This is a genomic window from Geitlerinema sp. PCC 7407, assembly GCF_000317045.1.
Taxonomy (GTDB): Bacteria; Cyanobacteriota; Cyanobacteriia; order PCC-7407; family PCC-7407; genus PCC-7407.
In genome coordinates, this window is the sequence record NC_019703.1 from 1330012 (window position 1) to 1343492 (window position 13481).

At 56.2% G+C, this 13481-nt stretch carries 11 protein-coding genes; 7 read left to right on the forward strand and 4 right to left on the reverse strand.

The features are described from left to right. Positions 1 to 112 precede the first annotated feature (112 nt). From GEI7407_RS19910 to metK, 5 genes are all read left to right on the forward strand, one after another. Positions 113 to 211, forward strand: coding sequence for a photosystem II reaction center protein T (locus GEI7407_RS19910; protein WP_015171182.1), 99 nt, complete (start codon positions 113 to 115; stop codon positions 209 to 211). A gap of 233 nt (positions 212 to 444) precedes the next feature. Continuing rightward, complete coding sequence (gene nrdR / locus GEI7407_RS05685) at positions 445 to 975, forward strand: transcriptional regulator NrdR (RefSeq protein WP_015171183.1); 531 nt, start codon at positions 445 to 447, stop codon at positions 973 to 975. A gap of 271 nt (positions 976 to 1246) precedes the next feature. Continuing rightward, positions 1247 to 2218: a 30S ribosomal protein S1 gene (locus tag GEI7407_RS05690; RefSeq protein WP_015171184.1), complete on the forward strand. Its 972-nt coding sequence runs from the start codon at positions 1247 to 1249 to the stop codon at positions 2216 to 2218. A gap of 108 nt (positions 2219 to 2326) precedes the next feature. After that, the gene (locus GEI7407_RS05695; protein WP_015171185.1) at positions 2327 to 3073 is read left to right on the forward strand and encodes an HAD family hydrolase; all 747 of its coding nucleotides are present in this window, start codon (positions 2327 to 2329) and stop codon (positions 3071 to 3073) included. Positions 3074 to 3343: 270 nt separating this feature from the next. Continuing rightward, entirely contained in the window at positions 3344 to 4618 is a 1275-nt protein-coding gene (metK, locus tag GEI7407_RS05700) for a methionine adenosyltransferase (RefSeq protein WP_015171186.1), read from the forward strand. A gap of 203 nt (positions 4619 to 4821) precedes the next feature. Here the strand turns inward: metK and GEI7407_RS05705 are convergent, their stop codons facing one another. The 3 genes from GEI7407_RS05705 to infC all read right to left on the reverse strand — a co-directional run bounded on the left by GEI7407_RS05705 (position 4822) and on the right by infC (position 9410). Continuing rightward, entirely contained in the window at positions 4822 to 5319 is a 498-nt protein-coding gene (locus tag GEI7407_RS05705) for a Crp/Fnr family transcriptional regulator (protein ID WP_015171187.1), read from the reverse strand. A 169-nt stretch (positions 5320 to 5488) separates the two neighbouring features. After that, the gene (locus tag GEI7407_RS05710; RefSeq protein WP_015171188.1) at positions 5489 to 8518 is read right to left on the reverse strand and encodes a HEAT repeat domain-containing protein; all 3030 of its coding nucleotides are present in this window, start codon (positions 8516 to 8518) and stop codon (positions 5489 to 5491) included. Positions 8519 to 8876: 358 nt separating this feature from the next. Next, positions 8877 to 9410 carry a translation initiation factor IF-3 gene (gene infC, locus GEI7407_RS05715; RefSeq protein WP_015171189.1) on the reverse strand — a complete coding sequence of 178 codons (534 nt, stop codon included), beginning with the start codon at positions 9408 to 9410 and terminating at the stop codon, positions 8877 to 8879. Between the two features lie 339 nt (positions 9411 to 9749). Between infC and GEI7407_RS05720 the strand changes: the two genes are divergently transcribed. Further along, the gene (locus tag GEI7407_RS05720; RefSeq protein ID WP_015171190.1) at positions 9750 to 10706 is read left to right on the forward strand and encodes an alpha/beta fold hydrolase; all 957 of its coding nucleotides are present in this window, start codon (positions 9750 to 9752) and stop codon (positions 10704 to 10706) included. Positions 10707 to 10802: 96 nt separating this feature from the next. Further along, a complete protein-coding gene (gene ilvN, locus GEI7407_RS05725; protein WP_015171191.1) occupies positions 10803 to 11321 on the forward strand; it encodes an acetolactate synthase small subunit in 519 nt (172 codons plus the stop codon). Positions 11322 to 11470: 149 nt separating this feature from the next. Here ilvN and GEI7407_RS05730 read toward each other — a convergent pair whose 3' ends face one another. After that, complete coding sequence (locus GEI7407_RS05730) at positions 11471 to 13390, reverse strand: ABC-F family ATP-binding cassette domain-containing protein (protein ID WP_015171192.1); 1920 nt, start codon at positions 13388 to 13390, stop codon at positions 11471 to 11473. Positions 13391 to 13481 lie beyond the last annotated feature (91 nt).

Here is a 13481-nt window from a genome sequence, read left to right on the forward strand (position 1 = left end):
GATGTTATGAGAATGATCTGATTGTGCCTCCTAGTTAATGGAGCGCGGTTAGATCATTCTCATCTGTTCGTTGATACACTGAGTATTAGGCTGACACACCAGGACTTTTGCCATGGAAGCTGTTGCATACATTTTGATTTTGACTTTGGCGATCGGCGTTCTCTTTTTCGCGATCGCTTTCCGTGAGCCTCCTCGTATCGGAAAGAGCTAAACCTTGATTTCGCAGGACCTCTCAGACCTCATGAATTCTTGGAAAGGTTGAACGTGAGACTGTGGGTCAATCGATTTTCTGCAAGTCTGAGCCATCTGAGTCTGCCGTTAGGCAACAGTTTTCTAAACTGCTTGGATCTGGCTCAGATTTTTGCGTTAAGCACGGATAAAAAGTGCTGATTTTGAAGGCTTGAGCGCGTTGTCACCTCATTTTTTAGATTGAGGACTCTCTGTATGCGGTGCCCTTTCTGTCAACACACGGATAGTCGAGTCCTAGAGTCTCGCTCTGCGGAAGCTGGTCAAAGTGTCCGGCGCCGCCGGGAGTGTTTGCAGTGCAATCGCCGCTTTACGACGTATGAGCGTATAGAGTTCGTCCCGATCACGGTATTAAAACGAGATGGTCAGCGAGAGTCCTTCGATCGCTCAAAGCTTGTCCATGGCATTACGCGAGCTTGTGAGAAAACGGGGGTCTTGGCGGAGCAAATTGAGACTTTGGTCGATGAAATTGAGGCGGAGCTTCAGCAGCAGGTTGTGCGTGAGGTTAGCAGTAACGAGATTGGTGAGCTTGTGCTGCGATCGCTGCAGTCTTTGAGTGAGGTGGCCTACGTCCGATTTGCTTCGGTATATCGACAGTTTCGAGGAATTCGGGACTTCATTGACACGCTGGATCATCTCCAGGAGCATAAGGGGCACGTTGATCATTCCCGAGAGGATGCTGTCTCGGAGGAAAGCGATCGTCCCATTTCTAGCTCGCTGCCTCACTAAGCGTCTCCCCTGGCGTGGTGGCAGCAGGGTTCGCACAGCCCATAGAGTTTGAGAAGATCAAGGACCTGAGGCGCGATCGCGCTGCTCTCTGATAAGTAGCGCTGAGTTTCGTTTCAAGGTACTATGGATCTTCTGATGAACTTTAATAGATTCTCACCAGAATCTCCTACAATAGATTCCGAAGAAATGTGGATGTGACACGCATTTCTTGGTGTGCGCATCGACAGGGAGACACAACGTTCACGGAGATAGCAACCAGGACTCGATTAGCATGGTCAATCAGGATACAACGGCTACAGATATTGGCTTTACCCACGAAGATTTTGCAGCCCTACTCGACAAATACGACTATCACTTCAGCCCCGGCGATATTGTGGCTGGTACCGTCTTTAGTCTGGAGCCGAGAGGTGCTCTGATTGACATCGGTGCAAAGACGGCGGCTTACATCCCCATTCAGGAGATGTCAATCAACCGCGTTGATGCACCAGACGAAGTGCTTCAGTCCAACGAAACGCGTGAGTTTTTCATCCTCACCGATGAGAACGAAGATGGTCAGCTGACCCTCTCCATTCGTCGCATCGAGTACATGCGTGCTTGGGAGCGGGTTCGTCAGCTGCAGCAAGAAGACGCAACCGTGCGCTCCAGCGTGTTCGCAACCAACCGTGGTGGTGCACTGGTGCGAATTGAAGGCCTGCGAGGATTTATTCCTGGCTCTCACATCAGCACCCGCAAGCCCAAGGAAGAGTTGGTGGGCGAAGAGCTTCCCCTCAAGTTCCTGGAAGTGGACGAAGATCGCAACCGTCTTGTGCTGAGCCATCGTCGTGCGCTGGTTGAGCGCAAGATGAACCGCCTGGAAGTGGGCGAAGTGGTGATCGGTACGGTCCGTGGCATCAAGCCTTACGGTGCGTTCATCGACATCGGCGGCGTGAGCGGTCTGCTGCACATTTCTGAAATCTCTCATGATCACATCGACACGCCTCACAGCGTCTTCAATGTGAATGACGAGGTGAAGGTCATGATCATTGACCTGGATGCTGAGCGTGGACGGATTTCGCTGTCGACCAAGCAGCTTGAGCCCGAGCCGGGCGACATGGTGAAGAATCCCCAGCTGGTGTACGAAAAAGCTGAGGAAATGGCGGCGAAGTACCGTGAGCAAATGCTGGCCAGCCAGTCTGGTGGTGATGCAGGCGCGGCTGCTTCTGAAGAGGAAGTGGGCGAAGAAGCTTTGTCTGCTGACAGCTAGACAGGGTTAAGATTGCTCGATTTAGCATCGAGCTTAAATTCTAAGTTTGAAAAAAGAGGGCTTGACCCTCTTTTTTCGTTGTGACTATTCAAAATTTTGGGGGCTGGTTTGGTTTCGCTTCAGTGTGGTGGGCGGCGATTTGAGAGTGTGCAGGCGGTGCTGTTTGATAAAGACGGTACGCTGGCTCGAGTAGAGGGATATTTGAGCCGAGTGGGTCAGCTGCGATCGCACCTGATTGAGCAAGAAGTGCCGGGAGTGGGCGCTGCCCTGAGGCGAGCCTGGGGAATGACGGGCGATCGCGTTCATCCGGCTGGCTTGCTGGCGGTGGGGACGCGACAGGAAAATGCGATCGCGGCGGCAGCTTACATTGCTGAAACCGGTATCCCCTGGATCGAAGCGGTAACCATTGCCCAGACAGCCTTTGTGCAAGCAGACTCCAGGGCAGGCAATAAAGCAGATCAGACACCACTGATACCAGGCCTGGATGCTTTGTTGAGTCAGCTGGCTCAAACTGGGCTCAAGCTCGGCATCGTTTCCTCCGATTCCCAGGCCAATATTGAGGCTTTTGTCGACGCCTATGGACTGCGATCGCACATTAGCGTCATCGTTGGCGCCGAGATCAGGCCCAACAAGCCCCACCCCGCCGGCTTCCTGCACGCCTGCGCAGTTTTGGGAGTATTGCCACAGCAAACACTCATGGTCGGAGACTCCGATGCCGACATGACGATGGCCCAATCCGCCGGTTCTTTGGGGGCTCTGGGTGTCCAGTGGGGCTGGGAGCAGCCCGTGACCCTGAACCATGCCCAGGAAATCTTGGTCGGCCCCAAAGAATTCAAAGTGTTGCAGCTTGCTTAACCCTTGACCCTAGGGCTTGAAGAGTCTCCCTGCGCCTGAGAGGCAAAGGGCTGTGTTGCTTTTTCCGGCTCTCCAAGTTAACAACTGAGCCAAAAACGCTCGCCCTTTTCTCTGTCGTGCATAGGTAACGTTCCTGATTTTCGCTGCAATATTTGTAGAACTTTAGAATGATATAATCTCTGGACTTGTAACCTGTGCGCTTTGAGGCCTCTTTGACCTATAAGCCATCAGAACTCAAACGGTTTGTTTAGCCAAAGAGAGGGTCTATCCTTGTCTCGTCGCTACCTATTTACCTCGGAATCTGTAACGGAAGGTCACCCCGACAAGATTTGTGACCAGATTTCAGACGCTATTTTAGATGCTCACCTGTCCGCAGATCCCCATAGCCGTGTAGCGGCAGAAGTGGTCGTCAATACAGGACTGGTTTTGATCACGGGCGAGATTACGTCTCAAGCTCAGATCAACTATATTGATCTGGCCCGCAAAAAAATCGCTGAGATCGGCTACACCGGAACTGATAGCGCTGAAGTGAGCGGCTTTGCTGCCAATAGCTGCTCTGTGCTAATTGCTCTGGATAGACAGTCTGCTGACATTGCCCAGGGCGTGGACTCTGCTCACGAGCAGCGCGAGCAGATGAGCGACGAGGAGCTGGACACCATTGGTGCAGGCGACCAAGGCATCATGTTTGGGTTTGCTTGCGACGAAACCCCCGAGTTCATGCCGCTCCCGATCAGCCTGGCCCACCGGATGGCTCGACGCCTAGCCGCTGTGCGCAAGACGGGACAGCTGTCCTATCTGCGTCCCGACGGCAAGACCCAGGTGACGGTCCTCTATGAAGATGGCCGACCCATCGGCATCGACACCATTTTGATTTCGACTCAGCACACGGCGGCGATCGGCGACGTGATCGACGAAGCAGCGGTGCAGGCCAAGATCAAAGAAGATCTGTGGGCGCTGGTGGTAGAGCCGATTTTCTCTGACATCAGCGTCAAGCCGGACACCAACACCCGCTTCTTGGTGAACCCCACCGGTAAATTTGTGATTGGTGGACCCCAGGGCGACTCTGGTCTGACGGGCCGCAAGATCATCGTGGATACCTACGGTGGATATTCCCGCCATGGCGGTGGTGCCTTCTCTGGTAAGGATCCCACGAAGGTGGACCGCAGCGCTGCCTACGCTTGCCGCTATGTCGCGAAGAACATCGTTGCGGCTGGTCTGGCTGAGAAGTGCGAAGTGCAGCTGAGCTATGCGATCGGCGTGGCGCGCCCGGTGAGCGTGATGATCGACACCTTTGGGACGGGCAAGGTCCCCGATGAGCAACTGCTGGAAGCCGTGAAGGCTCACTTCGAGCTGCGCCCAGCGGGCATCATCCAGGAGTTTAACCTGCGTCATCTGCCGAGCGATCGCGGAGGCCGCTTCTATCAAGACGTGGCAGCTTATGGTCACTTTGGCCGGACGGATCTCGACCTGCCCTGGGAACGCCTGGACAAGGCTGAAACTCTGCGCAATGCCCTAGAAGGAGTGATGTCTGTGTCGGTGAGCTAGGGTTACTGATTCCCCGGTTCACGCTTCGGCGCTAAGTTTCGCAAGTCTCTAGGAGCAGGCGATCGCCTTTTGCGAATAGCCTGCTCCTAAAGACTTGCGCGAGCCTCAAAAAACTGCCATGCGATCGCCCTTGAACTAACAAAGCGATCGCTTTTTTTCTGGTTTGATTGCTGCGTAAAGATTGGCGATGGGGCCAAACGAACTTAGTACACAGGCCCACGACCGTGATTAAGCACCAGGGGCTGGGTGTGCATAGTGGGCAAGCTGTTGTTCTTCTGGCCGTCGAGGCGGCGGTTGAGCTCTCGGACCCGCCGCGACAGGATCTTGATGATGTTGATGGCGATGCCTGGGGTTTCGTAGATGGCGTCGTAGAGCTGCTGTTGGGTCAGGACGAGGCATTCGCAGGGTTCAAGAGTGGTGATGGAAGCGGAGCGGGGTTCGGCATCGAAAAGCGCCATTTCCCCAAAAGGGGTGCCTTCGCTGAGCTGAGCCAGTTCGCGATCGGCGATGTGGACCCGGACGCGCCCGGAAACGACGATGTAGAGCGATCGCCCTTCTTCGCCTTCGGTGAAAATGGTGTGGCCAGTGTCAAAGGAAATTTCGTCCATGACCGATGCCAGGCGAATCAAAAAATCGTCCCGTAGCTCCTGAAACAGCGGTACTTTGCGAACGAAAAGCAAGCGATCGACACTAGTCAGCATAAGGAAATAAGACGGGACAGAAACCCCAACAACCCAATTTCTCGCTTAGGCGATACTTCCAACCCTAGAATGCCCACTGGAGCGGAGGTTTTAGCAATTCAGCACCATCATAAATCAAATCAATTTTCTCCATGGTCGCAGCTCGCAGGCCCGCGCGTGGGCCTGGGACCTAGGTGGGCCGAAATTGCATGGTGCTGGTAGACCGCTCAGGAGCAGGGCTTCGCGGCGAGGAAGCGGCATTTGCGCCCGGAGCCGAAATCCCCATCTCTTGCATGAGTCGGGCGACTTGGTGAGCGACCAGTCGATTGGGATCGTTGGCCATCATGGGTAAGATCTCCCGCAGGGTACGGGGAGAAGCCATGGAGAGATAGCTGAGAACGGCTTCACGGACAAAGCCGATGGGATGGCTCAGGCAGGCAAGGGTCTGCTCGGCGGGAATGCTCCAGCGGGCGCGATAGGCCAGATGAAAGCAGCAGGCGAGCCCCCAGTCCGAGAGGAAATGCTGGCGATCCATCAGATAGCGCAGGCGATCGCTGGGAGTCATGGGCTCGTAGGTCACGAGATCACTAAGGCTCTGGAGTTTTTCGAGGGTGGAGCGTCGGTCGAGCACGATGAGCAGCGATCGCTTGCGGCCGAGGTCGAGGGTGTTGTCCAAAATTTCCAGACCCCGCGCGACGTTGGCCCGAGAGTGGGACTGCAGGTTAAACGCTCCTGCCTGCACGGCCCCGGACGGATAGAGAAAGCGCAAGAGCAAAAACAGGCGCTCGAGGGTGTCGCTCTGCATGTCTTGGAGCGATCGCTGCAATAGCTCAGCCTCGCGCCCCTGAATATGCTCCGGCGCCAAATCGAGCAGCACCGCGTAGATTTCGCCCAAGAACCGCAGTTCTTGGTCAATGAGATCTTCGACCTGCTTGCGACCGAGGAGATCTTCGGCGATCGCCGTTTGGTGCTTGGGCAGCTTGAGCAGCACCCGCAGCACATTGCGTCGCTCGTTGCCCCAGGACAAAATCACGTACTGCACCAGCGCCTCGATGGCCTCGAGGGTGCCGATCTGACCGATGGCGCTCCAGGCCTGCATCCGAATCAGCTCGGGCTTGTGCATGTCCTGGGCCTGCTCGATCAGCAGCGGCAGCACCTCATTGCCCAAGCGGACCAAGGCCCGCATGGCTGCGTCGCGCGTGGACGGATAGTGCAGACCCTGGATGAGGGATGGGTAATATTCTCGCAGCTGAGTGGCGGCGATCGCCTCCAGCAAAGCGCAGCGCACCCGCAGCGATTCATCCTGGAGCAGCTTGGGAATGTGAATCCGCAGGGCTTGCAGATACAGCGCTTCTCCCAGGGCCAGACAGCCAGTCATCCGTTCCCGCTCGCGCCTGTGGGTCAGCATCCGCCGCAGCACATTGGTTGCTTCTGCCTTCTGGATCGGGTTGCCCCGCCGCAGCATCATGGCCGCCGCCGTTCCCCGCACGATGGGGTCCATCTCGGGGTGCAGATAGGATCGCAGTTGCTGAATATCCGGTTCAGCCTCGGTCAGCCAGATGTAGCGCAGCACCAGGGCCAAGACGTCCGGCGGCGGGCCCATGGTCAGCAGCGATCGCACCGGCTCGATGTAGAGCGGGCTTGGATGAACCAGCATTGCCTCAAGACCCTGGCGCTGAAGCGTTGGCGAGAGCTTGGGCAGGATGTGGGCGACGACTTCGCCCACATCCTGGGGATAGAGCTGGCTGAGCATTTCCAGGCAAGAGCGTTTGTGCTCGTCGGTGCCCGGCTTCTCGAGGGTTTCTGAAACCGCGCGCTTGAGCGATCGCGGGTTGATGTCCGACGTGCCCAGTTCGCCACGCTCAGCGCTCAGCACCAGCAGATCCACATAGCCCGATCGCAGCCAGTAAACAATGCCAAACCACATCATGGCCGCAATCAGCGTCACCCCAATGAAAATCCAGCCCTGGAACGCCTGCAAATCGCGCGCAGACAGATTGGGGAAAACGTGGCGGCACACCCAAATCACACACAAAATGCCTAAGCCCGTGAAGCCCGTGGAAATCGGCTCGGCGATGCCGCGCACCACCGACTGCACCCGGCTGCTGATCGAATCTGGCAGCGGCTGAAACAGGACGGGGCTAATGCTGGCCACCAGGGTATAGCGCAGCAGCTCGTCCAGGAACTTCATCAAAATCACGATCAAGAAGAAGAACAGGGGGCCCACCCACAGGGCAATGAAGGACGAAGCCGCCGTAAAGGCGATCGCCGCGGGCAGCAGCATCGCCGACCGGAAAACCCCCACCTGCTCAATCGTGCGGCTGGACGCAAACCACTGCGTCGTCAGCTCAAAAATCCCCAGGACGCCGCTAAAAAGTCCCAGGAAGCTCGCAATGCTGCCGCCGCTCAGATTCAGCTCTAGCTGGCTCAGGTACTGGAAATCCACCAGCAAAAACAGCACCTGAAGCATGATAAAAAAGCCAAACAGCAGCATCACGTACCGCTGTAAAGGGCCTTGAATTCGCCGGTTGCGAAAGTGCGATCGCCCTTCTCCCCGGCTCTGGGGCGTATCTGGGAAAAAAGACTGATAGGTGCGGCTGAGATAAAACAGCACACAGGCCCCCAGCGTCATAAAAACGCACGCCACCAAAATCACATTGGGCAAGCCCAACAGCGCCACCAGCACCGGCAGTGCAAAGCCGCTGACCACATCCGCCACCAGCACTCCGCTGCTAATGAGGGGAAACGCCCGCTTAATTTCGCGAATATTGAACAGCTGGTTCGCCGTGATTGAGGCATTCAGGTCGTTGAGGGTGTAGATCGCCTCTAGCCAGAGCCGCATCCCAAAGACCGTGATCGCCGCTAGGACCGGCCACTGGAGCCCAAACCAAAACAGCAGTAGCGGCAGCGCCATCAAAAAGCCAATGACGACAATCACCTTGCGCAGCGGAAAAACTCGCTGCATCCAGGAGTACATCAGGCCCAATCCCGAGGCGATACCTGCGCCAATGACATAAATCCAGGGCAGAGAGTTTGCGCCGTAGCGATCGAGGAACAGCGCAACGGTGCTGGCCTCCATCCACAGCAACCCGATGGACGTCACCGTATAGAAGAAAAACATCGAGAACGTGCGATCGCTCTCTTCCGGTCGTAGATTCACCCAGCGCAGCAGCCGTTGACCCCAGGCCGTCTCAGCTAGCTGCTTTTGTTTGACTCGCATACCGTCATCCTGCCGGAATTGGAGTTAGCCGTTGAACCCTTCAGATCGCCGAAGGTACATTGAAGGTACAACAGAAGGTACAACGATTTGGACGCCTGAGCCCAGAATGCCCAGATTGACCGCTATTCTACCCGGCTAGCGTTCTCTTCCTGTGCGGCAAAGGCGCGATCGCCCCCAGAGCGCTCAGGCCTCAGTCCCCCGTTCGTAGTCTTGCCAAAGGCCCCTGCTCAACGACCCCAGTCAACTCGCCCAATCCTAGCAGTGAGCCTCAGCAAAACCCGCTAACCCCTGATAAAAGAAAAAATAAAAAAGGACGACTCTTCGGCCGTCCTTCTTTCCTTACCGCAAGCGGTTTGGTTTATTTCTTCGGCGACAACAGCATCATCATGTTGCGGCCTTCCCGCTTGGGGGACTGCTGGATTTCTGCAACCTCTTGCAAATCCGTAGCCATCCGCTTCAGCAAATCTTCTGCTAGGTCCGTATGCTGGATTTCCCGGCCCCGGAACATGACAGTTGCCTTGACCTTATCGCCCGACTTCAAGAATTTGATGGCTTGATTGATGCGCACTCGATAATCGTGCTCTTCGATTTTGTAGCGCATCTTCACTTCTTTGACGCCAGCCGAATGCTGCTTTTTCTTCGCTTCGCGGGCTTTTTTCTCTTGCTCGAATTTATACTTGCCATAGTCCATGATGCGGCAAACGGGCGGGTCTGCTTTATCACTGACTAGGACCAAGTCCAATTCTCGCTCGTCGGCGACTCGCATCGCCTCTTGAGGCGTCATAATGCCAAGCTGCTCACCACCGCTGTCGATGACACGGATTGTCGGAAAGCGGATACGCTCGTTGATTTGGGGTAAATCTCTTTGCTGTTTTCTTGGGGTTACAGGCATGAAGGACAGTTATGAACCGTTTTCGTTGGGATGAGTGAATTAAACAATCCATTAAACCAAGTGTACATGGGGAACCCAGGAGGTTCCTGGCCACGTGGAATGATCCTTCGATTTTTGGACGATGGGCTACTGATTTTTTAGCAAAAATATAAACTTTTTGGGGTGGCTTTCGGGGGAATAGGATGGCGCAATCTATGGCTGGCTGAAACCCAGGAATGCGATCGAATTTTGGCAATGAAGGCCACTGAAGCGGGCTGAGTAAGAGGCTCCCAAAGGCACCGAAAACGCCGCACTAAAATGGAACCACAGTCTCTAGCGATCTACATCGAGGCATAACCTGTGACGGCTTCCTTACATTGGCATCATCGCGTGGGCTATCAGCGGGACTGGGTTTGGCGCGGCTGGCAGACGCGCTACACCTTTTTGCCGGCGGCCCAGCGAGAAGGAGAGGCACCGCCGCTGATGCTGCTGCACGGCTTCGGGGCCTCCATTGGCCACTGGCGACACAATATTGAGGCCCTGGGCGATCGCCATTCGGTCTATGCGCTGGATTTGCTGGGGTTTGGGGGCTCCGAAAAAGCCATCACGGTCTACAACGTGTCTTTGTGGGTGGAGCAGCTCTACGATTTTTGGCGAACTTTTGTGGGCAAGCCGATGGTGCTGGTGGGCAACTCCATCGGTTCCTTGGTGTGTCTGGGAGCGGCGATCGCCCATCCTGAGATGGTAGAAGGACTGGTCATGCTGAGCCTGCCCGACCCGTCCATTCGCGAAGAAATGATCCCGAGGGCGCTGCTGCCCGCCATTACGGCGATCGAAAACGCCGTCAAATTCCTGCTGCTGCGGCCCTTGTTCTATTGGGTGCGGCGGCCCAGCGTCGTTCGGCCCTGGGCCAAGATCGCCTACGCCAGTGCCGAAGCCGTGACCGATGAGCTGGTGGAAATATTGGCGTATCCTGCGCGGGACAAAGGAGCTGCCCAGGCCTTTTGTCGCATTATCAGCGCCATGACTCAGGCTGATTTTGGTCCCCGAGTGAAAGCCGTGCTGCCCACTCTAGAGATCCCGATGCTGCTGATCTGGGGCAAGCAGGATCGAATGATTCCGCCGGGGCTGTCTCAGGAGTTTGTCAAGCACAGCGATCGCCTGGAGTTAGTGGAGCTCGAGAACGCGGGCCATTGCCCCCAGGACGAGTGCCCCGACCAAGTGAACTCGCTGATTTTGGACTGGGTCGATCGCCATCACCGCCTCGCGGCCCAAGCTTCCCCTTCGACTTCCCCGACTCTCTCGGTTTCCGCCTAGGGGATCCGCTAAAATAGGAGACTAACCTCAAAGGGCCTGCCACTTTGCCGCCGCGCTAAATAGGCCCCTGCACAGCATTTGTTGAGTCACTCCGTTATGAAACACACCCTGTCTGTTCTGGTTGAGGATGAGGCCGGAGTCTTAACCCGCATTGCCGGACTTTTTGCCCGCCGTGGCTTCAACATCGAAAGTCTTGCCGTAGGTCCCGCAGAACAGGTTGGGATCTCCCGGATCACCATGGTCGTACCGGGAGACGATCATGTGATTGAGCAGCTGACCAAGCAGCTCTACAAGCTGATCAATGTTCTCAAGGTGCAGGACATTACCGAGGTGCCCTGCGTAGAGCGAGAGCTGATGCTGCTGAAGGTCAACGCCAACAGCGGCACCCGCTCCGAAATTATTGAGCTGGCTCAGGTATTCCGGGCGCGAGTCGTCGACATTGCAGAAGATTCCCTGACCCTAGAGGTCGTGGGCGACCCTGGCAAGATGGTCGCGATCGTGCAGGTGCTCAACCGCTTTGGCATTCGCGAAATTGCCCGCACGGGCCGCGTTGCCCTGACCCGCGAATCTGGCGTCAATACGGAGTTTCTCAAGTCCCTGGAAGCTAAGTTCTAGGCCAAAACTCCTTCCCATCAAAAAAGACTTGAAATACTTGCGCTGCCTAGATTGCGAATCCCGCTGCTAAAGCCGAGGCCTAGCGTCTAGGCAGCGGCTTTATGGGGAGAGTTTGGGAACCGTTGGGGGCGATCGCCCCCAACGGTTTTCTAGTTAGCCATCTCGGAGAGCTCAAGCCAGCGCTCTGTCCCGGCATCAATGGCTTGGGTCAGGGTCTCGATGCGCTCGTAGAGCTTCTGAACCTCGCTGACAGAGCCAGGGAGAGCGCTGTAAATCTGCTTTTCGAGGGCGGCTTTTTCGCTCTCCATGGCCGGAATTTCCTTTTCCAGACGCTGAAATTCCTCCCGCTCTCGGTTGGAGAACTTGCGGCGGTGGGAGCTACTGCGGGCGATCGCCCCGGCCTCTGGCTCAGACGCGGCTTGTTTAGCCGGGGCAGCCTGCTCCGCCGCCGCTAGCTCTGCCTGCTTGATCTCCTGATACACCGAATAGTTGCCGGGATATTGGCGGACCTTCCCCCCTTCTTCTAGGGCAAAAATCGTTTCCACGGTGCGATCGAGGAAATAGCGATCGTGGGACACCGTGATCACGCAGCCGCCAAAGTCTTCGAGGTACTCCTCGAGCACCCCCAGCGTCTGCACGTCTAGGTCGTTGGTCGGCTCATCCAAGATCAGCACGTTGGGCGCTTCCATCAGCACCTTGAGCAAAAAGAGGCGGCGGCGCTCGCCCCCCGAGAGCTTGTGCAGGGGCAGATACTGCTGATTGGGCGGAAACAGGAAGCGCTCCAGCATCTGGGAGGCCGTGATGCGGGTGCCGTCGCCCGTCTGCACGTACTCCGCCACTTCCTTGAGATAGTCTAGGACCCGCTGCTCTGCGTTGGCTCCGGTCACCAGGTCCTCGGAGTGCTGGTCAAAGTAGCCAATATGGACCGTGGAGCCAATGTCCACGCTGCCGGCGTCCGGCTCAACTCGCCCCGTGATGATATTCATCAAGGTCGACTTGCCGGTGCCGTTGCTGCCGATGATGCCGATCCGGTCTTCGGGGCCGAAGGTGTGGGTAAAGTCGCGAATCAAGGTGCGATCGCCGTATCCCTTGGAAATACCCGTCAGCTCAATCACCTTCTTGCCCAGGCGGCGACTGGGGGCTGAGATCTCCACCCGCCCCAGGGCCTGCTTAAATTCCTGCTCCTGCAAAGCCTCGGCTCGGTCGATGCGCGCCTTTTGTTTGGTGCTTCGAGCCTTGGGACCGCGCTTGAGCCACTCGAGTTCGCGCCGCAGCAGATTGAGGTGCTTGCGCTGGCGACCCACCTCCACCGCTTCAGACTGGGTCTTTTGCTCGAGGTAGTAGGCGTAGTTGCCGCTGTAGCTCGTCAGGTCGCCGCGATCGATTTCCAGGATGCGATTCGTGACGCGATCGAGGAAATAGCGATCGTGGGTGATCAGCAGCAGCGCCCCCCGGTATCCCTTGAGATAGTCCTGGAGCCACTCCACCGCCTCCGCATCCAAATGGTTGGTCGGCTCATCCATCAGCAGCGCATCGGGCTCAGCCAAAAGCGCGGCTGCTAGGGCAATTCGCTTGCGATAGCCCCCCGATAGCGTCTGAATAGGCGCATCAAAATCTTCGATGCCAAGCTTCGTCAGAATAATCTTGGCCTGGGTTTCCAAATCCCAAGCACCAATGGCGTCCATTTGTTGAGTAATGACCGATAGGCGCGCCATGGACTGCGAATCATTGTGATGACCGTGGGCGAGGCGATTGGAGAGGTCTTCGTACTCGCGAACCAGGGCCATTTTTTCACCGCTATCGGCAAAGATTTGCTCGAGAACGGTGTGATTTTCGTCGAGGTTTGGCTCTTGGGGAAGATAAGTGATGCGAGCCCCAGGATCAACGTTCAACTGCCCGCCATCAATGGGTTCTAGCCCCGCTAGCATTTTGAGGAACGTGGATTTTCCAGAGCCGTTGGTCCCGATAATGCCAACTTTATCCGCTGCGTCTAGGCTTAAGCTGGCGTCTTTGAGGATCTCTTTAATCCCGAAGTCTTTACGGACTGATTGCAGGGTAAGAATACTCATAGATCGGGAGGTTGGTGCAGGAGAAGAGGGCAGAGATAAATCAGAAAAGACGCAAAGAGTAGACTGTAAAATTATAATAAAAACTAATATT

Coding starts and splice junctions, on each gene's coding strand:
- infC (WP_015171189.1), bottom strand. CDS start 9,410: ATGCCTGTAACCCCAAGAAAACAGCAAAGAGATTTACCCCAAATCAAC.
- ilvN (WP_015171191.1), top strand. CDS start 10,803: ATGAAACACACCCTGTCTGTTCTGGTTGAGGATGAGGCCGGAGTCTTA.
- nrdR (WP_015171183.1), top strand. CDS start 445: ATGCGGTGCCCTTTCTGTCAACACACGGATAGTCGAGTCCTAGAGTCT.
- GEI7407_RS05690 (WP_015171184.1), top strand. CDS start 1,247: ATGGTCAATCAGGATACAACGGCTACAGATATTGGCTTTACCCACGAA.
- GEI7407_RS05705 (WP_015171187.1), bottom strand. CDS start 5,319: ATGCTGACTAGTGTCGATCGCTTGCTTTTCGTTCGCAAAGTACCGCTG.
- GEI7407_RS19910 (WP_015171182.1), top strand. CDS start 113: ATGGAAGCTGTTGCATACATTTTGATTTTGACTTTGGCGATCGGCGTT.
- GEI7407_RS05710 (WP_015171188.1), bottom strand. CDS start 8,518: ATGCGAGTCAAACAAAAGCAGCTAGCTGAGACGGCCTGGGGTCAACGG.
- GEI7407_RS05730 (WP_015171192.1), bottom strand. CDS start 13,390: ATGAGTATTCTTACCCTGCAATCAGTCCGTAAAGACTTCGGGATTAAA.